The organism is Solibacillus isronensis (assembly GCF_900168685.1).
Lineage (GTDB): Bacteria > Bacillota > Bacilli > Bacillales_A > Planococcaceae > Solibacillus > Solibacillus isronensis_A.
Window position 1 is genome coordinate 1734692 of sequence record NZ_FVZN01000014.1, and the last position, 20809, is coordinate 1755500.

21 protein-coding genes and 1 pseudogene are annotated in these 20809 nt (G+C 33.3%); 8 read left to right on the top strand and 14 right to left on the bottom strand.

From position 1 onward, the window contains the following. Positions 1–37 precede the first annotated feature (37 nt). A complete protein-coding gene (locus B5473_RS17285; protein ID WP_079527421.1) occupies positions 38–1708 on the top strand; it encodes an S-layer homology domain-containing protein in 1671 nt (556 codons plus the stop codon). 566 nt (positions 1709–2274) lie between these two features. Here the strand turns inward: B5473_RS17285 and B5473_RS17295 are convergent. From B5473_RS17295 to B5473_RS17305, 3 genes and pseudogenes are all read right to left on the bottom strand, one after another. Next, on the bottom strand, positions 2275–2643 hold the full coding sequence (locus B5473_RS17295; RefSeq protein ID WP_079527425.1) for a hypothetical protein: 369 nt from the start codon (positions 2641–2643) through the stop codon (positions 2275–2277). A gap of 131 nt (positions 2644–2774) precedes the next feature. Then, positions 2775–3290 (bottom strand): DNA topology modulation protein FlaR, encoded by a 516-nt coding sequence (locus B5473_RS17300; RefSeq protein WP_139377763.1) that lies wholly within the window; start codon positions 3288–3290, stop codon positions 2775–2777. 220 nt (positions 3291–3510) lie between these two features. Then, a pseudogene (locus B5473_RS17305) lies at positions 3511–3785 on the bottom strand (DUF2441 domain-containing protein); the annotation flags it as partial. A gap of 127 nt (positions 3786–3912) precedes the next feature. Between B5473_RS17305 and B5473_RS17310 the strand changes: the two are divergent. Next, on the top strand, positions 3913–4431 hold the full coding sequence (locus B5473_RS17310) for an RNA polymerase sigma factor (RefSeq protein ID WP_079527429.1): 519 nt from the start codon (positions 3913–3915) through the stop codon (positions 4429–4431). After that, entirely contained in the window at positions 4404–5315 is a 912-nt protein-coding gene (locus tag B5473_RS17315) for a sigma factor regulator N-terminal domain-containing protein (protein ID WP_079527431.1), read from the top strand. The genes B5473_RS17310 and B5473_RS17315 overlap by 28 nt, the downstream gene beginning before the upstream one ends. A gap of 438 nt (positions 5316–5753) precedes the next feature. Here B5473_RS17315 and B5473_RS17320 read toward each other — a convergent pair whose 3' ends face one another. After that, a complete protein-coding gene (locus tag B5473_RS17320) occupies positions 5754–6140 on the bottom strand; it encodes a molecular chaperone (RefSeq protein ID WP_079527433.1) in 387 nt (128 codons plus the stop codon). Positions 6141–6452: 312 nt separating this feature from the next. Here B5473_RS17320 and B5473_RS17325 point away from each other — a divergent pair. Further along, positions 6453–7810 (top strand): IS3 family transposase gene (locus tag B5473_RS17325; protein ID WP_139377713.1). Its coding sequence is split into 2 segments (ribosomal slippage): positions 6453–6906 and positions 6906–7810, totalling 1359 coding nucleotides; the frame shifts between segments, so codons are not numbered across the junction. A gap of 581 nt (positions 7811–8391) precedes the next feature. Here the strand turns inward: B5473_RS17325 and B5473_RS17335 are convergent. Next, the gene (locus B5473_RS17335) at positions 8392–9450 is read right to left on the bottom strand and encodes an S-layer homology domain-containing protein (protein ID WP_079527437.1); all 1059 of its coding nucleotides are present in this window, start codon (positions 9448–9450) and stop codon (positions 8392–8394) included. A 412-nt stretch (positions 9451–9862) separates the two neighbouring features. Beyond that, positions 9863–10054, bottom strand: coding sequence for a hypothetical protein (locus tag B5473_RS17340; RefSeq protein ID WP_079527439.1), 192 nt, complete (start codon positions 10052–10054; stop codon positions 9863–9865). A 997-nt stretch (positions 10055–11051) separates the two neighbouring features. On the opposite strand from B5473_RS17340, the gene B5473_RS17350 reads away from it, so the two are divergent. Together B5473_RS17350 and B5473_RS17355 are read left to right on the top strand one after the other, a co-directional pair. Continuing rightward, positions 11052–11501, top strand: coding sequence for a peptide ABC transporter substrate-binding protein (locus B5473_RS17350; protein ID WP_254865363.1), 450 nt, complete (start codon positions 11052–11054; stop codon positions 11499–11501). Positions 11502–11667: 166 nt separating this feature from the next. Continuing rightward, positions 11668–12102 carry a hypothetical protein gene (locus B5473_RS17355; protein ID WP_079527445.1) on the top strand — a complete coding sequence of 145 codons (435 nt, stop codon included), beginning with the start codon at positions 11668–11670 and terminating at the stop codon, positions 12100–12102. Between the two features lie 144 nt (positions 12103–12246). On the opposite strand, the gene B5473_RS17360 is transcribed toward B5473_RS17355, so the two are convergent. Continuing rightward, positions 12247–12744, bottom strand: coding sequence for a hypothetical protein (locus B5473_RS17360; protein ID WP_079527447.1), 498 nt, complete (start codon positions 12742–12744; stop codon positions 12247–12249). A gap of 163 nt (positions 12745–12907) precedes the next feature. Continuing rightward, positions 12908–13540: a hypothetical protein gene (locus B5473_RS17365; protein ID WP_079527448.1), complete on the bottom strand. Its 633-nt coding sequence runs from the start codon at positions 13538–13540 to the stop codon at positions 12908–12910. A gap of 249 nt (positions 13541–13789) precedes the next feature. Here B5473_RS17365 and B5473_RS17370 point away from each other — a divergent pair, with 249 nt between their 5' ends. Then, a complete protein-coding gene (locus B5473_RS17370) occupies positions 13790–14164 on the top strand; it encodes a hypothetical protein (protein WP_079527450.1) in 375 nt (124 codons plus the stop codon). 636 nt (positions 14165–14800) lie between these two features. Here B5473_RS17370 and B5473_RS17380 read toward each other — a convergent pair. Continuing rightward, positions 14801–15577 carry a GNAT family N-acetyltransferase gene (locus B5473_RS17380; RefSeq protein ID WP_079527453.1) on the bottom strand — a complete coding sequence of 259 codons (777 nt, stop codon included), beginning with the start codon at positions 15575–15577 and terminating at the stop codon, positions 14801–14803. 242 nt (positions 15578–15819) lie between these two features. Between B5473_RS17380 and B5473_RS17385 the strand changes: the two genes are divergently transcribed. Further along, a complete protein-coding gene (locus tag B5473_RS17385) occupies positions 15820–16599 on the top strand; it encodes an SMI1/KNR4 family protein (RefSeq protein WP_079527455.1) in 780 nt (259 codons plus the stop codon). A gap of 298 nt (positions 16600–16897) precedes the next feature. Here B5473_RS17385 and B5473_RS17390 read toward each other — a convergent pair whose 3' ends face one another. From B5473_RS17390 to B5473_RS17410, 5 genes are all read right to left on the bottom strand, one after another. Further along, positions 16898–17764 carry an ABC transporter permease gene (locus B5473_RS17390; RefSeq protein ID WP_079527457.1) on the bottom strand — a complete coding sequence of 289 codons (867 nt, stop codon included), beginning with the start codon at positions 17762–17764 and terminating at the stop codon, positions 16898–16900. A gap of 1 nt (position 17765) precedes the next feature. Continuing rightward, a complete protein-coding gene (locus tag B5473_RS17395) occupies positions 17766–18686 on the bottom strand; it encodes an ABC transporter ATP-binding protein (RefSeq protein ID WP_079527459.1) in 921 nt (306 codons plus the stop codon). A 1-nt stretch (position 18687) separates the two neighbouring features. Then, complete coding sequence (locus B5473_RS17400; RefSeq protein ID WP_079527461.1) at positions 18688–19092, bottom strand: DUF3021 domain-containing protein; 405 nt, start codon at positions 19090–19092, stop codon at positions 18688–18690. Beyond that, positions 19089–19544, bottom strand: a complete 456-nt coding sequence (locus B5473_RS17405; protein ID WP_079527463.1) for a LytTR family DNA-binding domain-containing protein — start codon at positions 19542–19544, stop codon at positions 19089–19091. The genes B5473_RS17400 and B5473_RS17405 overlap by 4 nt, the downstream gene beginning before the upstream one ends. Before the next feature lie 256 nt (positions 19545–19800). Then, positions 19801–20694: an SDR family oxidoreductase gene (locus B5473_RS17410; RefSeq protein WP_079527465.1), complete on the bottom strand. Its 894-nt coding sequence runs from the start codon at positions 20692–20694 to the stop codon at positions 19801–19803. Positions 20695–20809 lie beyond the last annotated feature (115 nt).

Genomic DNA, 20809 nt, shown 5'->3' on the forward strand with positions numbered 1-20809 from the left:
AGAATAAGATTAGTAAGACAAGAAATGAGGATTTTTATTGAAAAGATTTGCAGCATTTGTTTTTGCAATCGGGGCCTTATTGGTATCTCCAAAAGTTGAGGCTGAGTATTTCGAATATTTTAAAGACGTACCATTCTGGGAAGTAAATACCAAAATTAAAGCAGAACTAATTCCGGGAAGTACATATTATAAAAATACAGACTACTTTTTGTTGGATATAAAAGAAGATTCTTTAGTAACGTTTACTAGCAATGACTATCCGTATCACGGCACCTCCATTACTTTAAAGGAACCGATAACAAATGAAGAGATTATTTCACTCGGCCCAACCACTGAAGACGGCGATTTACAGTATACGAAACATATAATTCAATTACGAAAAGGAATTTACGGTGTTTTTGTGTCTGGTCGCCATGAAATTGCCTACGAGTCGATATATTCCGTTGAACCATTACAAAATGATTATGATATAGAGCCAAACAATACGCGGGCTCAGGCAAATAAAATTCAGGTAAATAAAATATATAAACAGCTCTCTACGGCAAATAGTCTTTATCAGGAGGACTTTTATTTTTTCGATATAACGGAACCGAGTATAGTCCGATTACTCGCAAGTACTGATCAAAAGTCTGATAATCGTGTGGGAATGTTTATTGTCCCTGAAATCGATACAGAACAAACAAAATTAGTATCACTATCTAGAACTGTTTCGAATACAGATGATTGGCAGGAAACTTCCTATGAAGTATTTAGTCCGGGGCGCTATTATTTCGTAGTACGGGATATGGCAAGTGTTTACGATAAAAACTACAAGTTTCTGATTGAACAGCAGGCGATAGAAAAGCCTGAAAGATTTAAAAACGGTTTAAACTTCAATTCAATACCGTTAAATACGAAATACAGTGGTTTTATTTCGAGTGAAGACAACTATTCCTTTTCAATTAGCAAACCTGCAAATATAGGAATTGTTTTAAATGAACATGAAAATCAAACAAAAGATTTATATTTTAACCTGTATAAAGGCGGAGGTTCTTTAAAAAACCTAGACTATTTGGCACATTCAGACAATCTTTCTTTTAATCCTAAGTATTTAAACATACAACTAGCACCTGGCAATTATACTGTATCGGTAGAGGATTTTAATCGGCAAATAACGGATCGTTTATACTATGATATCGCTGTATACGAACTGCTTTTTTCAGATGTTACAGTAAAAAATGTATATATCGGTGAAATTACAGCATTAGCAAACTCAGGAATAATCCGAGGGTACGAAGATGGTACGTTTCAGCCGAAAAACAATATAACACGGAAACAGGTATTTACGATGTTGAGCCGTGATAGTCAGTTACCATTACAGCCAATCCGTAACATGATACCATTCAAAGATATAAAAAATAATAGTTCTTCGTACGAACTGATAAAGCCATTTTATGAAGCTGGCGTAATCGACGGCTCCAATGGGAACATGAATTTATCAAGTGCACTAACACGAGCCCAACTGGCAAAAATTTTAGTCAATGCCTACAATTTAAAAATGAAGGATGTTCCCATATCCTTTAAAGATACGCCAAACAACGAGTATGTACAAATACTGGCGTCAAATGGAATTACAACTGGTTCCAACGGCTATTTTATGCCAAACAAACCAGTATCACGCGAACATTTCAGTGTTTTTTTACACCGATTATATAATGCGGATAAATAACGAAAGTTAGACGCTATTATTTTAATTCAACTACAGGTTAGCACTCACACTCCTTTCTATGTAGAACGGAGTGTTTTCTTTTAGTTGCTGATGCTGTTCCCAATGACTAGTTTGGACCTTTTATAAATGAAGTTTTTTCAATTAACTGGCCCGAATAAAAGAACTTTTCTTTTTATAAAATTTAATTTGCATTTGTCGTAGAATCATAATTTTCCCCATCAATCACATAATATTCGAACTGCCCTTTTATATCATGAGCGAAATATATATAAATGATATTTGGTTCGTTATTAAAAGTCACTTCTACGTGATACTTGGGTAAGCCGAAAAAGTTCCACTTGCTTTCAAGATTTATTATTTCCGATGCTTCGTAACCCTTTTCTTCTTTTAAATACTGCATCATTTTATCGGAAGCCTAATCTTTTTTAAACTGAATGAAATAGAAACGAAAATAATTAATATTAAGATAACAGGGTAATGAAAAATTTTTTCATTTGAACCATTCCCCAATTTATTTTTAGTAAATTTCTTCTTGATTATCAATCTTTATAAAAAGACCACAATTATCAATCCTCTATTAAAATAATATCTTTTGCTTCTAATGTCCGGCTGTCTATATCTTCAGTCAGTGTTTTCTCTCCTGTAAGAATAACACTAACGACATTATTTTGTTGTAAATCGCTAAGTGTTATTTTTTCACCATTATCAGACTTAATTAAGGTATCATCTGTTATATTTACTACACAAGTATACCCAACGTCATCAGAACCTGTACTGTTTTTTTGTTTTGTAACATAATCTGAACACCTTATATTTAAGGTGTTCTTTTCTATACTAATTATTTCACCAGTAATTGAAGTAATTGTAGAACCTTCTTTTGAACAAGCGGTTATAACGGTTAAATAAATCAAACAAAAAATTGCAAGTCTTTTCATAAAGCATCCCTCCTCACAAATATCAAAAATAAATATGTACTTTTTCTAATAAAGAAATTTATTACCTCGATATGGGCCAATAAAGCCTTGGTATGTTCATCGCATGTCTTCTTATTAAAAAAGGGTAGCTTTTAATTGAAGTGCTTCTTAACACGTTTTGTATTTTTAATAACTTTTATCTTATCTTTATATGCGCCATAATTATTGAAAAAGTTAATTTTACCTACTTCTTCAAAGTAACGATTCCATCTAAACATTTTTAAAAAAATAGCTAGTGTTGGTTTGTAGTTAGCTTTCTCTATTCGAAGTTTTTGTTTTAAAAACCTCTTAATAATTCGGTAAGTTCTGATTGAATATTTGGTATCTAAAAAGAAAATCAAATCTGCATTATGAAAACAATTGCTTACCCAATCTTCATTGTGTATTCCTTCAATTATCCAACTGTCTGATTGTAATATACTGTTTAGATACTCTTCCCGCTCTTGTTCAGTTCTCCTAATATCTCCGGACTTATGCCTTATCCACACAATATTGTCTAATTCGTAATACGGTATATCTAACCACGAAGAAATTTCTTTTGCTAAAGTTGTTTTACCACTTCCAACTGACCCAATAATATGAATTCTCTTGTAGTTTGTCTTATTCAAAAACATCAACTCCGCCTTATTTGTTATATAGACATTTCAATTTTAGAGTTGGATTTACCTCTAATAATTTAAAGTAGAAACGCTATTTCATCTTTCCAATTACAGGGTATAAACAAATTTGTGTTGCTCGACAATATGCCGTTTTGAAAACAAGCTTAAATTTTGTTACAGAATCGCGCTGATTGTTGAAGAACGATCTGTTCACTTTATACAACATCTTTTATACAGAAAAATCCTCTACAATTTCTGCAACTTCTATCTTTCCATTTATCAAAAGTTCAGGAAGTTCGCTACATATATTACCGTTCCAATATTTTCTTGCCTGGTCAATTTTTTTAGAGAAAGAAATCCCATCTTCTTTTGGTAAAAGATCCCCATCCCCTTCGAAATAATTTCCAACAACTTTTAGTTTGACAATCTGTAATACTTTAAGATTGAAAGAATCAAATATTTGTTCCATTTCAGTATATCTTCATAGGTTTTAACAGCGTATAATACAGCTTTAAAAAAACAAAAATTATCAGTTAGTATATAATCACTACATAATAAAACTTAAATTAAATTATTTTATACTGTCTACTTTTTCAAATCTCCAATCGTTGTATTAATAAGGGGGATAAATATGAATCAAAAAGACGCTTTCACCTCCTATCTAATACAAATTGGAAAGGAAGTGTTTCTTGTTTTGCGTTCAAAAGGGGCATCAAAAGAAGATGCAGAGGACATTATACAAAATACATTTTATAAAATCTATTCGATGTTAAGTGACCTGGACGAAAAATCAGTTCGACCATGGTTTTACCGAGTTGCGCTTAACGAATTTATTGATTTAAAGCGGAAAAAATTCCAGCATAATGTCCCGCTTTCTGATGAAATCCAATCAAAGTTAACAAGCAAGGATGCCGATTTTGAACAGTTTTTTAATCAAGATGAAATTTTAAGTTTACTAAAGAATGTAAAAACTGAGTATCGGGAGATTTTTGTTTTGAAATATTATTATGAATTTTCTTACGAGGAAATCGCTCAATTACTCAATATGCAAGTCGCGAATGTAAAGCAAAAATTATACAGGGCAAGGAAAACAATTCGTTCAGAAGCAGGAGGGATCATGGCATGGATTCAACGATTCAAAAAGCATTAAAAAAAGCAAAAAGAAAACACTGGGTTATTATTACCCTTATTTCTGTAGTGGTTTGTCTCATATTACTTTTTGCTTTTAATCGACTAGGAAATTATTTATCTGCTCAAAATACGACTCGATTACACGACAGTTTATTTTTACAACACGCTATATCTCAACCTAATGTAAACATTGACTCCCAGGTAACAGCTAATTCTTCGATGTTTGGCGGGAATATTATTACAAACCGTTCCAAAAATATAAATGGCTATCTAGTCCCTTGGAGCACATTAACAAGTTCTTATTCATGGTTTGGTGCTTCCATTGATTACAACGAATTAGTCGCTGGCTTCCACTCAAGTGGGAATAATAATTTTGAATACGATAAACAAACGAAGCAAAAAGTGGCAACATTTTATCATCCGGCTATTAAAGAATATTATGAGGGGGTTCAAAATCAACTCGAAGCTGTTGTTCAATTGGAAAACCAAGTAGCAGAAGTAGCAATCTCATTCAAAGAACCTTTAACAATGGAACAAGTTCGAGAAAACATACCTGAAAATTTAAATATTGCATGGCTTTATATGACATCTGCAATTGCTAATGAAGCTTTAGGCCCTGCAGGTGTACCAGTTTATGGTTATGCAGATTCTGAGCTTTCAAAGGAATCCTTCGACAGGTTTATTGAAAACCTAAAAAAATATGATACTAGAAAATCAATAGAGGAAATTCAAAAATATATTAGAGAGAATGAAAACAAAATGTTAAACGACGTTACCGTATTAGGGGTTATGTTAACAGGTCGGACAGAAAATTTTAATGAATTGATAGGCAAAGACTTTATTCGAGGGGCATCGGTAGGAGTAACTGTACCAATTGTTCCATATATCCAACCAATAAAATAATACCTTGATATTTGTAGCATATCCAGAGCGAAATCCAAGCTTTTGTTTTAAAATTCTCTTTAGCTATAGAATAATATTGCCAACCCAAACATAGATTGGCACTCTACAATTCTAATAATATACCTAATTTATTTTACAATATGGCCCGATGAATAGCATGAGCATTATAATTTCTTGTTAAAAAAATCCCCTCCAACCAGTAATACGCTGTACTGACGGAAAAAGTTGAAATTAGTTTCACATTTATTTAAATTTTTTTACTCTATAAGATTGAATTTTGAAAAAGATATTTAATAAAATATAAATCGATTAAAAAGTTTACCCAAACCTTATTTAGCAATAAAGCCAAAACCTCATTTTGTACAGAACAAAAAAGAAGACCCTTGACTCAACAAGGGTCTTCCCGCTTAGATTAAGTGGAATATTTATATTTCAAATTTAACTCGACTGCCCATATGCTTCACCAAATTCACGGTTAAACATTTCTTTAAAATCCACTGATTTGAAAAATGGAACATCCGTGCAATTTTCTTCCAGCGCTTTATAAATGGCTAATAGCACTTCTTCATTGGATACAATCCCAAATAAGCTTTCTCGCTTAATCTCACCTGTCGTATATATTGATAGGTCATCGTAAACTACGAAATCGACGTAGCGAACAACATTGAGGAAGCTGCCCCGATGTGTCATAGCAATTCGTAATGGATCCCTTAAAGAGATAATTTTATTTTTAAATCCAAACTGGATGCCCCCAGCTGGAATGTAAATGATTATGTTTTTTTCTGTTTCTATGATTTTTTCAATTTTTAAGAATTCAAGTTTCATTATTACTCCTCCTAGTGCTACACCTAGCATATACCCTGTTTTCCTGATTATTAATATAGAGGCAATAATAATTTACACAAAAAAACTTGAGTTCTTAAGGAATTATTATAATATTTGTTATAGTAACCTAACTCAGATTCAATAATTATAATGAGAGGTATCATAGGATTATAATTGTTTAATGAAAATTGGCGCAGATTCTTGTTTCAGAACCGCGCCAGATTGTTGAAGATTGATTTAAAGTATCCCCAAACTTTCATTGAACTGCACCCCATTTGTTAGACACATCTAACAAGGAGGTGCCGTTTTTTTATGGCTAAAATGAGTGCAGAAGAAAAATTAGCAGCGGTTCAAAGATATGTAAATGGAAAAGAAAGTTCAAGGAAAGTAGCGGCTGATATAGGGGTATCCCATCGTTACCTATTAACTTGGGTGAAACAATATGAACATAACGGTGTAGAGGCCTTTGTAAAACGATATACAAATTACACGAAGCAGTTTAAACTAGACGTACTTAACTACATGACTGAACACGGTACGTCCTTATACGAAACCGCTGCTATTTTTAAAATAGCGGCTGCTTCAACGATACGAAATTGGAAAAAACAATTCGAAGCACAAGGAAAGGATGCCCTTCAGCCAAAGAAAAAGGGGCGTCTATCCATGAAAAAAGAAACGGCTAAACAATCTAAGAAAACACCAGTAGAAGGCTCTACTCAAGCACTCCAAGCTCGCATTAAACAGCTTGAAATGGAAAACGAGTATTTAAAAAAGTTGAATGCCTTAGTTCAAGCCAAAGAAAAATCACCACGAAAGACAAAGTAAAAGTCATTTGTGAATTAAGGCATAAATATTCGGTGAAAGCACTTGTGGCATTCGCAGAAATTAAACGCAGTACGTACTACGATATAGTGAAGAAGATGAATCGACCCGATCTGAACGCTGATTTAAAGGTCGAAATTCAAGCGATTTACGATGAACATGAAGGTCGTTATGGTTATCGTCGTATTCGTGATGAGTTAGCGAATCGTGGGCAAAAAGTGAATCATAAGAAGGTTCAACGCATCATGAAAGAGCTAGGTTTAAAGTGCTTAGTACGTATGAAAAAATATAAATCGTATAAAGGCACAGTCGGTAAAATTGCGCCAAATATTTTAAATCGTAATTTTACGGCAGAGGCTCCAAATGAAAAATGGGTAACCGATATTACAGAGTTTAAATTATTCGGAGAAAAGCTTTATTTATCACCTGTTTTAGATCTATTTAATGGTGAAATTATTACCTATACAATTGGTTCAAGGCCGACCTTTTCCCTTGTTTCAGACATGTTAGAAAAGGCGTTAGAATGCTTACCAGAAGACCACCAGCTATTAATGCATTCCGATCAAGGCTGGCATTATCAAATGAAACAATATCGACACAGTCTTGAAACAAGAGGCATTGTGCAAAGTATGTCTCGTAAAGGTAACTGTTACGATAACTCCGTGATGGAGAATTTCTTTGGCATCATGAAATCTGAATTTCTCTATTTAAAGGAATTTGAAAATATCGAGCAATTCAAAAGAGAACTAGAAAAATATATCAACTACTACAATACCAAACGGATTAAGGCAAAATTAAAAGGTATGAGCCCGATACAATATCGAACTCATGCCCAAATGGCTGCCTGAAATTACCGTGTCTAACTTTTAGGGGTCACTTCACATTTGGAAACGTTATTTGACTTTATTCTAGTCATTAAATTTAGTATAAACTCGTATCCAAAAGCAATTATTAATCCAGTCCAAAAAATCAGACCCGAAGTAATAGGTTCAATTTCATATATTAAAAAATATGTATAATTTATAAATAATAGCAGCATATAAGTGAAAAAACCAAGGATAGCTCCTTTTTTCCAATTACTATATTCAAAGGTAGACATCTTTTTAAAGAATTTCATTTTTCCCCTCCATACTAAAATAATATACTTATTTTAACATAAAGGCATAATCTCAAGTCATTTCTCATACGTACTAACATCTTTTTCTCTCATTAAAAGATAAATCCCCTATATATATTACATTTTATAAATCAAGCCCACGAAGTAGTTTTTTATTACTTATATGTCTTTGCTAAATACTTATAAGCATAATACAAAATTATGAAAAAAAGTATTCCGTAAATAAATTTATATAATAAGAAAAAGGTCTTATGTTCATCAGTAAGAACAAAAATGGGATGACAAGCATCCCATTGTATTTCTATTATTTTCTTATTTTTCTGGCGTTACATCCTTATAAGAAACTTCAAAGTTACCCTTTGATCCTGTTACCGTAATTTCTAAAACCTTTTCCTTACCAGTTCCACCATTATCAAATTTTGCAAAAGTCTTACCAACTTTTTTAGGCTCAAGAATAGCATATACATTGTTTATTATTCCTGCAAAAGCAGACCCTTTAAGTAATCCTTCTTTTTCATAGTTAGAAATTTCCTTAATAGAGATAATAGTAGGATCATCAATTACAGCCTTGTCATCCACCCATCTTCCACCTGCTCCAATAGTGACACTTCTATTAGTTATGCCAAAGTCTTTGAAGTACAAATACTCATATTGAGTTCCTTTTTGCATACTGTTAATCATCAGTGCTAACTGAGAACGTTTAAGCGCTTCTCCTTGTTTAAAATACACTTTCTCCATATCAAAGTATTCATGTTTATATCCTGTTTTATATCCAGAAACAAATCCATAATAATTCATTGTTTCAATCGCTTGACTGAATTGACCACCAAAACTAAGCCAAACATCACCATTCTCAACGACACTATTATCGCCGCCACCCATATAATATGTAGCATCAGCAAATCCATTAAATCCTACATCTTGAATACCGATTAATGGAATTTCAAATCCTTTTACTAAGATTGACGACATTTGACCACGAGTTAATGGGTCGTTAATGCCGAATAAACCGTTGCCTTTTCCTTTTACAAGTCCTGCATTCTCTAATGCGGCAATATATTTATAGAATTGGTGGTCTTTTGGAACGTCCTTAAATTTAGGGTCTTTAACATTTTCGATATCAAGTTTTAAAACTTTTGCTATTATACTAGAAGCTTGACCTCGTGTTACATTCTCGTATGGTCTAAAACTGTCATTAGTTCTACTAATAGCTTTTTGTTCTATTAAGCTTTCTACTGCTAAGTAGAAGTTATCTGATGTCTTAACATCTTTGTAATGTACTGAACTAGCGCTTGTATCTGCACCTGTACCCATCATGCTAGTAAAAAATAAACCTGTTGCTAACCCTGCTGTAATTAATGTCTTCTTCATTTTCCTTCATCTCCTATAACACTTATTTCATTTTAAGTTTGTTTATAGTTCTGTACATCGTCTTATGATTGACATACCTATCCTGCTGTACAACGCTGTACAGACGGAAAAAATGAAAATTAGTTTCAAATTTATTCAAATTTTTTTATGGAGATAAGAAGATTAATCACTAATATTATCCAAATTAACAGCGACCTTAAACCAAGTATCATAACAATGAGGGTCACTATGAATTGTACAAACCGTTTGCTCTGGGCGACCCTTTTACATCTTTAAAGCATTGTGGTAACAAAAATGACTGTTATTCAACAATATGGCCCTATAATGGAAAAAACGCGATCTTCTTATTGAAGAATCGGGCCAGATTGTTGAAGATTTTGTTTAACCTTCAGATAACTAATTTATATAGCCCTTATTTACATCCTTCACACAATACACTTTCAGCAGTTCTTGCAATTGCATTATCTAAGCGAGATACTAACATATCTTTTTCAGAAGGCATTGTTAAGGTAGCGGTAAAACGTTGACCTTCTTCGATTTTTTTACCACAACCAGTACAAATTAATTCCTTTGAGCGAATTGTATCTTTTAATTTATCCAACAATTTTATCCACTCCTAATAATTTTTTATATAAAGTTAATAACTAGATATCCCTTATAAATTTTAACAAACTTACCCACTTTGAGCGTTCCCAAAAAATGCTTGGGAACTTCCGACTTACAATTTATGTCTATATTATAAAATGGTCCACCTGAAAAGATTGTTTAACTAACGAACAAGACTGGAGAGGAAGGTGATTTAATTGTTTAAACCAGCAGTATATTTGGTACACGGATTGATATTCATATTAGTAACTCTTATTGGTTTAGCCCCAGCATTTAGCATTGCTGCACCAGACCCAAATCAAACTTATTGGGTTTGGGTTTCAATGATTGTGATTTTTAATATTCTTGTGTTGGTATCTGCTTTTGTACAGTTAAGGATAAAAAAAGTTTGGGTGTTTTTAATATCCACAATAGGCCTCATTGCTCTTTTTATTCTAACTTTAAAATACATTTACCCTTACGTTTTGAATTTTTTTTAGAATGAACAAGGTAACAAATATTTAATTCATAGACGCGATTGTTAATATGTCTAACTTTTCTTCTTCAACTAATGGAGGATTTAGTACAATCAGGACTTATAAGCTATACAAAACAAATTGCCTAAACGTTACTAAATGAAAGTTTGGAGAAAAAAGGAAAATCTGTAAACGATGTTGCAGCAGCGTTTACAGATTTTTTATTGGAACATTGTTTATACGATACCTCCTTATTAACCATTTTTAACGCCCCCTACCTTTAAATTCTATATATAAGACGTTACTAACAAAAATAATATTGCATTTATTTACTAAAAAACACAATTTGTTTTAAACAAATTGAGCTAAAAATGCCTTAATAATTTTACCAAACGTCGCTTTGATAAGGTTATTTAAAGGAATTCATATTGTATTATCGAAATATAGCATATAAGCGTTTGGTTTTAACGATTAAAATTTCGAATTTGAATGAGGATGGATAATTTGAGGATAAAATATTACTTTGTACTTTTTATACTAGTGGGTTTACTTTCTGCTTGTAATACTGGCATAGAGCCAAAGGAACATTTGGGAGAAATCTATAGTGTTGCATTGGACTCAATAATGAAAGAGGATGAGGGATTAAATAGTGATATGCAGTATATAGCCATTGACATGAGTAATTTTGAGGAAGCAGATGAAAGTGATAAAAAAGAAATTTTAAATTACTTTAAAGAAAAATATAAAGTTGAAGTAATGGAAGCTACTTTTGAACAACTGGAAGAAAAGGGATTATATAATTCAGATCTGATGCGTTTGGATGGCGTACTACTTAAAATAGAAAAAGTTGATTTTAAGTTCAATAATAAAATTTTATTTGAGGGTTCTAAGTATCGTTCTGGTTTAGGGGCAATTGGAGTAGAAGTTAAAGTTCATTATAAAGATAATAAATGGAAAGCCAAAGAAGTGAAAATGACTTGGATTAGTTAAGTATAATTGTGTTAACGAATTCTTAAGTGAAACAAACGATTTATAGCATATTCAAAACAAACTTTTATACGAGATTTTATGCAAGTCAATTAATCGCCGGATTCTGTTAAAATCCAAAATAAAATGGTGACCCATATACATTTGTGATTTATAGGAGGAACAGAGGATGAAAAAAATCCTTTTGATGTTAACAACTCTTTTTTTATTAGTTGCTTGTCAATCCGACGAAGGAAAAAAAGCACCTACCGGACAAATTAAAGCAGATGGCAAAAAGTATGAATTGAAATACCTCAATTATGAATGGATAGAGGATAATTTAGTAATTAGACAACCAAATTCAGAAACAATTTACGAATCCTTAAAAGCTGATCAAGCCATTCCAGTTAAAAAAGGTGATGAGCTATTGCTGAAGATTGAGAAGAACCCTGATTCAGTTACTGTAATTACATACAATGAAACCGAAAAGCAAGAGACTTCAACTATTTCAGATAATAAAATTATTATACCGCCGGAAAAAGATAATTATTTTTACGAGATTATTGCAGAATGGGATAACGGAAGTAAGGTATCGTATGTATTTAGCGTTGAATATACAGATTAGGAAATAAAATTAATTTCTTTCTAATTATCATCCTTTAATAAGACCAAAAAGCGGCCCCCAAAAATAAGCGGGTTGCCGCCTTTTTAATTCTTGCTCCATACTATCGGTAAACACTGCTACAACAATGCTCACCAATTTTTCTTTTTAACGAGTCTCGGTTGTTAAGAGTTCAAGTGTTTTCCATACAACGATTTTTTCAACTTCTTTTCCGACACTATCAAATTTAATTTTTAATCTCCGTGCATTATCCACTTTTACATCACCCAACGAAAATTTTATAACAATTTTCCCCTCGCCATTAATTTCTAAACCGTTTATGTTTTTTAATTCTCTTCCATACGATTCGTCATATAATCCAGTTTTCCTAGATGGTTCTGCTCCGAAGATCTCATACTTTATACCATCTTCTTCGTATGTAGTAAGCGAGTCGGGATAATCTTTAACGAATTCAATTGATTTTAGTGTTATCGGTGATTTACCTGTCCATTCAATTGGTGCAACCATATAGAAAGTTTCTTTTTTCCAATCAGTACCGAATTGTCCTAATAAAAATTCACCGTCTACCTCCTTGACCTGTTCACTACACCCTACTAGTGAAGCTATACAAAACAAAGTAATCAAACCTAATACTATTCTTTTCATAAAAACACCCCTTCAAAATTTTACCACAAAACTATATTGGCTAGGTTATTCTACAATATGGCCCTCTAATAGAAAAACGCGATCTTCTTATTGAAGAATCACGCTCGATAGTTGAATTATGAAAAACTTATCCAACCTAAATTCCCACTTAGCATCAAGAATCCTAATTAATCACTTCTCCATTCATTTTCACTTTAATTTTATAAGAGTCAATATTAGATATCGAATTCAATTTTCCTGATTGTAAGATTTCATTCGCCTTCTCTTCAATTTCTAGTGCAACTTTACGTGCATTTTTATCCAAATCTTTTATTGAAGTATGAACGATAATAAATTGATGAGTATCAATACTTATATGATCAACTATTTGATAATTCCTAAGGCCTTTCATTAACGTCTTAAGTATTAACTGGTGATCTTTATTGATAATTTCATCTGTATTACCAATCCAATCCCATCTGTTAAAAACGACTATATAATCTTCTAATTCAGTATCTTTAATGACACCTTTTGCAATGAATTCCATGTCTATTTGTACTGACTTTAAATATTCTTCGTCTCCTACTACTTGTATGACCAATTCTTTGTTTGAAGTCGTTTTGACGTCTACCCCTACATATTTCTTATTGAGCTTTACCATTAATTTTTTCACTATAGAATCTTCTATAGTGTTTAAAGGTTCTTTTTCTTCTATTTTTTCTCTGGAAGAATCAAATAGGAAAGGAATATTAAATACATTAAACGATGTTATTCCTACTATAAATATACCGACAGTTATCAATATCCTTTTTGACATATAACACCTCCTCTAAAGATGGTATGTCTCTTGCTCCAAGAAAAAAACTTGAAGGACCAATTCATTAAGTAAAGCGCATTTCTTGTTGCAAAAATGCACCAGATTATTGTATAAGCAGGATTATAATTTTGTAATGAAATAAATACGGCGCATTATGGAACGTTACCAAACGACGGTCTGGTAACTATTCAAAAGCTACAGTATTTGGTATATTATTTTAAATAAAAATTATTTAGAAAGAGGAATATAATGAGCTTTTATCGTTATTTTGCTTCAAAAAATCCCTTACCGACTGTTATAACTTTAGAAGAATACCATTATGGGGAACAGTTTGAAGTTCTTCCTTGTAGAAAAAATCCTCCTATCGCGACAGGAGGGCAAATTCAAAAGCCTAATATTTACAAAGTAAGAGGCAATAAAACTTCTTTAAACCAACTTGTTGAATATATTAAAGAAAATGTTGAAGAACAAAACCTAGTTGAATTTTGGTCAATATGGCACAGTGAAAAAGTGCCTTCTAAAAACATATTTCGAATTAACCCGCAGCAAGTAACGATTGAAGATTTAAGATTCTTAAATGAAAATGAAAATAGCTGTATTAAATTTTTCCCTAAAAATAATTAGTAGGTTTATTGGAATGAGAAATTAAGAATAAAAGTTCCCAAATTAAAGGCTTGAAATACATCACAAAGGCACGAATGTTATTAAATTAACATTTGTGCCTTTGCGTTTGAACGATTGATGATACAGTTATCTATAAATATGGCATAAGCGGTGGAAGTAGCAACATTTATAACATTTCTTATCCTCATTAGTCTTATTCAACAATATGGCCGTTTAACTAAAAAGGACCCCTTCCTTTTTCAAGGAAAGCGGCCGATTGAGGGAGTTTATATCCCCCAAGTAAGATTTTTTCAGTGTGAATTAACTAAAGCTGCAATTAATTCTACAATATTCTTTAAATATGCAGATATAAAGAAACTATTTATAGCTAAAATGACCATTGCGATTGCGATAATGTATTTTGTTAGTTTTTCCAATTTTATATTCAACCTCTCGTAATTCTAATATACAATTATTTTTCTATAACCCCGTAAATAAAATTTCTACACCTTTGTTATTGTAGCAAAATTCTAGGTTATTAATTGTTAATACTTCTAATACTCATGTTATTCAACAATATGGCACTATAACAGAAATACGCGATTTTCTTGATGAAGATCGTGCCCTATTGTTGAATAGGATATTAGATTTATGCTTCTATACAAAAATTGAATATTTAATAGGAGTAACAAACCCTAATTTCCCTGCTAATATTATAGAAGAATCATTTGATACATCACAGTCCCATTTAGGAATGATACTTTTTTTCAAGCAATATTTTATAAATGAGGTTGCGATTATACCTGCTAATCCTTTTCCTCTATAATCTTTGTGAGTAATAATATCAATCTCTGCAAATTCTAAAGAAGAAAAAATTGCAGTACATTCACTAATTACTTTTTCATTATGTAGAATGCAGAATCCAAAACCCATTTCAATAAAATTTGATGTGGACCCCCAATATTCTTTATAGTAATCCTCATTAAATTCCCTGCTTTTATTTATTATTTCTGCGTCTATTTTTTCTATAGAATATTCACTAGATAGTACCACTTTTCTATCTATTTCTTTATCAAAATTATGTTCAAAAGAAAATCTGCTCAGTTGCTTTATTTCATCTTTTAACTGACTCATTATTACACTACTCCATTTTTCCGATGTAGAAAATAAACTGAAACGTAATTTATTATTTTTCCTATGCCTATATAGTTCAAAGAGAAAATTATTGAAATTCAAGTTATCTACCTCTCCTCCCACAAAATAAATACCTGAATTTGTTCCAATCAGAACTGACTTAGGAAATCTAGAGTCTGCATAAACTGTCCCTTGTATATAGCCATCCAAAATTGAATATGCAAAAGTCGGACAAATTATATTACTTTTGCTTAAAGTACTTTTTAAATTTTCAAAATCACTTTGATTAAGTCTTATCACAAGAACACACCTCTATATTTATTAAATTTTGCCATTTATTTATTATCGAACAATTAGCAATTTTTGTATATAACGGATTTAAATCCACTTCTAAGTAAGAAATCTATTTTCTTATTTAAGAATATGGCCCTATAATTGAACAAAGCACTTTTCTAATTCAGGAAAAGAGCACCTAATAGTTGAAGATTAAAAGCATTTAGATAAAAAAAATAGTAGATACTTGAAAAAGGGAGGAAATGTAATTGACACTTTGGAGAACGGATGTTGGGGATGATATATACAGATTGAATACTCTAAATGATAATGTGATTAAAGAGGCTGAAGAACTATTAAATGTGGAACTTCCAGAAGCATATATAAATTTACTCAAGGAGCAAAATGGAGGTTATATTGAATATAACTCTATCCCTTGTCCCTCAAACCAAAAATTAGAGGATAATACAATTGATATCGATTACATAATGGGAATTGGTAAGGATACTGGTATTCTTGATTCCTCAGAGCTAATTCAGGAGTGGGAATTACCAGAAAATATTGTATTATTTAGTGGTGATGGCCATTCTTGGTTTGCATTTGATTATAGAATCCACAAGAAAAATCCACCTATTATTTTGATAGACACTGAATCGAATATAATTTTATCAATTGCTACTTCTTTTAAACAATTTTTAAATCAATTGTATACAGAAGAAAGTGTTGAATTTGATCCGGATGGTACTGTTCAAGTTTCAAAAGGAAGTTTATTAATTGCAATTGAAGAAAATAACATTTCAGATATTATTCAATCAATAGATTTATTACCCTTTGAAATTGATTTTAGTATTGAATGGTTTAGTGAATTACTAATAAAACTTTCTAATCATTCTAACAATGAAGTTAGAAAATCTGTCAGTCAAGCTACCTACTCTTTGATGAATGAGTTGGACACTGAAAAATTGTCTATACTTGCAACTAAGTTTGAGAACGATATAGATCTTGATGTTAAGTATTATGGCACTTTAGTTAATGAAAAATTGATTTAATAAAACGAAACTAGCATGAACTCTTAAAAGATTAAAACTTCTAATGCCGTAAAAGAGAAAACAATACGACATTAGCAGTTTTTAGTGGGGAAATATTGTAATATTACATAAAAGCTTTTATTCAACAACATGGCCCGGTGGAATACCATTGATTCTTATTCAATATCTATTGCAATTACATATGTAGCCCTGCTATCTCCACAGTTACCTACAATCTCAACTATATATTTTCCTTTCTCCCCTCTTCTTCAAAGGTGCCTTACTTCAGTTAGATTTACACTAATACCTTCCATAGACTTCACTTATGCTGCAGGCGAAATAAAACAGCTGCAAAAATAGCTATACCAACTATCGAACTGCAAATAAATAACACACTTGATTGCACTCCTAAAATACTGCCACCTATTTCGTAAACAACTCCGTAAGTTAACATATAAGAATCCATTGCCTCTTCCGCATTTCCAAACACTGTTCGTAAAGAATCTTCCATCATAAGTTGACGTAACAATACTGCGACGTGACTGACAGGAAATAAATGAATGACTGTTTGAATTGCTTTCGGCAGCACCCCCATCGGAACATAGACTGCGCATAAGAAGCCAATTAGTGTACCAACCAGGGAATTTACCGTTGAAAATGCTTTTGCTGATTTCGCCAAAAGTACAATCACTAAATTAATCATTGCACTCAGCAAGACGCCAAGCATAATGACACCGACTAGTTGCAAGAGCTTCCATATACTCGGCAGCTCTGCACCAAGCGTCAATAAATATATTTCACATACAATAAAAGCAATAGACGTCATGATAAATCCGATCATGACAGAGCTGATGACATAGCTTATCTGAATTGAAAACCGGGATGCGGATGTTACAAGAAAATCCGCTGTACGCTTTGATTCCTGATCACCGACGAATATCGCAAATACTGCCAGTGTTGATGTCATGGCTGTCATTGTTAAAATACCGGCAATCATCCATTGACTTACAGCTAATTCAACTGCAGGCGTCACTTCAATTACCTGACTAATGGCATCAATTTGCAGCTTCTGCAAAAAGACAATAAATAACCCGATTGAAATCAAGACAGACAGCAACGAGAAAAAGACGAGCATTCTGTCCCGGAAGAAGATTTTATTATTGCGAACAATTAAACTCGTCAGCATATTAGTTTTCCTCCCCCGCTTCATTCGTTTCAATAAATACTTGGTCAAGCGAACCTTTAATTACTTCAAATGATGCAATATATGGCTCGAGTTGTGCTAAAATCGGAATCGTGGAAATTGTAGAAGACACTTCAACCTTCCACCCGTCTTGCTGCTTTTGAGGCAACCCTGGTAAAAAGGCTGTAACTTCTTCAATTGCAGCAGTCGGCTTTAATACAAACTGCAAATAGTCCTTCGCATAAAGCGCTTTTAACTCATTCGGCGAACCTTGTGCAATAATTTCACCATTTTTCATAATGACAATATCATCTGCATGTGCTGCCTCTTCCATATAATGTGTAGTCAAAAATATGGTCATGCCTATTTCCTTACGCAACCGCTCAATAGTATCCCAAACAAATTGACGTGTTAAGGGATCGAGTCCTGTCGTCGGCTCATCTAAAAATAACAGCTTTGGCTTATGAATTATTGCCCGCGCAATATCTGCTCGACGACGCTGCCCGCCTGAAAGCGAACCGTATTTTTTATGCTCGATGTCTGCAAGCTGTAAATACTGCTGCACAAAATCATAATTCTCCTGTAATATTGGCTTCGGTAAACGATAAAAACGGCCACGATGCAGGATATTTTCCTTCACCGACAATTGATGATCCAAAATACTTTCCTGAAAAACAATACCTATCGTTCGGCGGATCGCCTCATTGCCTTTCAGTGTACCGAGTGTATGCCCATCGATTGAAACCTTTCCGCTTGTTTTCTCTAAAAGCGTACATAACATTTCAATTGAAGTAGATTTACCCGCTCCATTATTTCCAAGAAATGCAAATAACGCACCTTTCTGCACTGAAAAACTAATCCCTTTTACGGCTTCGAATTCCCGGTATCTCTTTGTTAATTGTTGGACATCAATCAAAACTTGCATGTTACTCACCCCGATGTTGAATTTGACTGTTGATTTTTCGTATTACACGCTTTTCATCGGTATAAAAATACAGCCAAACGATGAGATAAATAACCGAAGCTCGAGCGTATAATAAAAAGATGGATTTACCGTTATTAAGATCAAACCAGCTGCCATAATACCCTATGATAAAGACTGCCGTTACAGTAATTGCATAATGCAATATAAGTACAACGAACATTGACCAGTCCAATTTATACAGTTGATTTGCGACTGCAATGACAATTCCTAAAATGACTGCATAGAAAAACTGATGTACAATCGTCTCACTCATCCAGTAATCATTCGGCGAATTTAATGAAATGAGCATGATGATGAAATAGGAAGAACATAAACTTATTAAAATGCTTTGTATTAAATTTTTCACTTACCACTTCCCCCTAATCCGAATGCCTCTTTTAACGCTTTAAAATAATTGCGGCTTATTGGAATCGTGACCCCATTTTCAAGCGTAAGTTGCGGGTTGCCAAGCACCTTCGACTGGATCGAAGCAATTTTCTCGAAATGCACAAGTGTCGCTTTATTGACACGTATCAGCTGTGTTGTAAATCGTTCCTCCAGCTCATAAAGCTTTTGTTTCACTTCCAGTTCCTGCTCATCCGTCTGGATATAAACTTTCCCTTGCTCGCTGTAAATACTGTACACATCCTGCATTTTAATCAAATGAATATCCCCATCAATGTAGCCCGGGACTGTATCATTTTTCGTTGCTTGATTGAGCTTTTTCAGCAGCTGTGCCACTTGCTCATCGTATTCTGGCGCATGCACATGAACTTCGATTTCCGAAAGCTGCTGCTCAATATGTAAATGAATTTTCATAAGTCCTCCCTCTTGATTTGTAGTATAACACCGCTTTTTTTACGGATTTTTTATTGGCGTTAACACGTAAAAAGCTGTATGTAAGGTGTAAAATTTGGTTTGTAACATGCAATTTTATTATAAGTATATTTTCCAACAATTGTTAAGGAAATTGAAATAAAATAAAACAGCAACCTCCCGTTTATTCAGGAGATTGCTGTTTTTGTTGAGTGGTATATCAATTTATTTGAAGGAGATATTCCGATGCCCTTCAGGATTATAAGTCGATCGCTTCGCCGCCTGTTACCCCGTAAATCTGTCCGGTAATATAGCTTCCTTCATCGGATGCTAGAAGGACATATACTGGGGCAAGCTCTGCCGGCTGTCCTGCACGACCAAGTGGTGCATTTTGGCCAAATTCAGGGATTTTGCCATCCGGTTGTCCATTATCCAACTGCAGCGGTGTCCAAATTGGGCCTGGCGCAACTCCGTTCACACGTACCCCTTTAGAAGCAAAGTATGCAGAAAGGTTTACTGTAAAGTTGCTAATTGCACCTTTTGTAGAAGCATAGTCCATTAAAAATGTAGATGGATTGTACGATTGAACCGATGTCGTCGTAATAATCGCACTTCCTGGTTCCAAATGTTCTTCAGCAGCTTTAACAGCTTCAAACATGCTGATAACATTTACTTTGAATGTATCTTCTACTTGTTTGATTGTTAAATCACTTAGTTTCTTTTGTGCAATCTGCTGTCCTGCATTCAGGATTAGTGTGTCCAATCCTCCAAATGCTTCCACCGCTTTTTTTACCATTTCTGTCGCCGCGCCATCTTCACGCAAGTCATATGGTAGCAACAAGGCTTTTTGACCAGCTTCTTCGATTAATGCTTTTACTTCATTTGCGTCTTCTTCTTCACCTGGGAAGAACTGAATTGCGACATTTGCTCCTTCGCGTGCATAAGCAATCGCGGCAGCACGACCAATTCCGGAATCGCCACCGGTAATTAATGCATTTCGCCCTTCCAGACGACTATGCCCTTTATATGATTTTTCTCCACAATCAGGTTTAGGACTCATTTCATTTTGTAGCGCCGGAGTACTCTGTTCTTGATCCGGGAATTTCTCCGTATGAAATTTTTTTCGTGGATCGTTTAGGTTTGGGTTTCCCATCAAAAATCATCTCCTATATAGTTATTACATTCATTGCGAGGATAATTTCCGTAAGGTTTAAAACTGCTTATCAGATTTTCCTTCACAAAAACTGTTACATTTTTTTGAATACCCT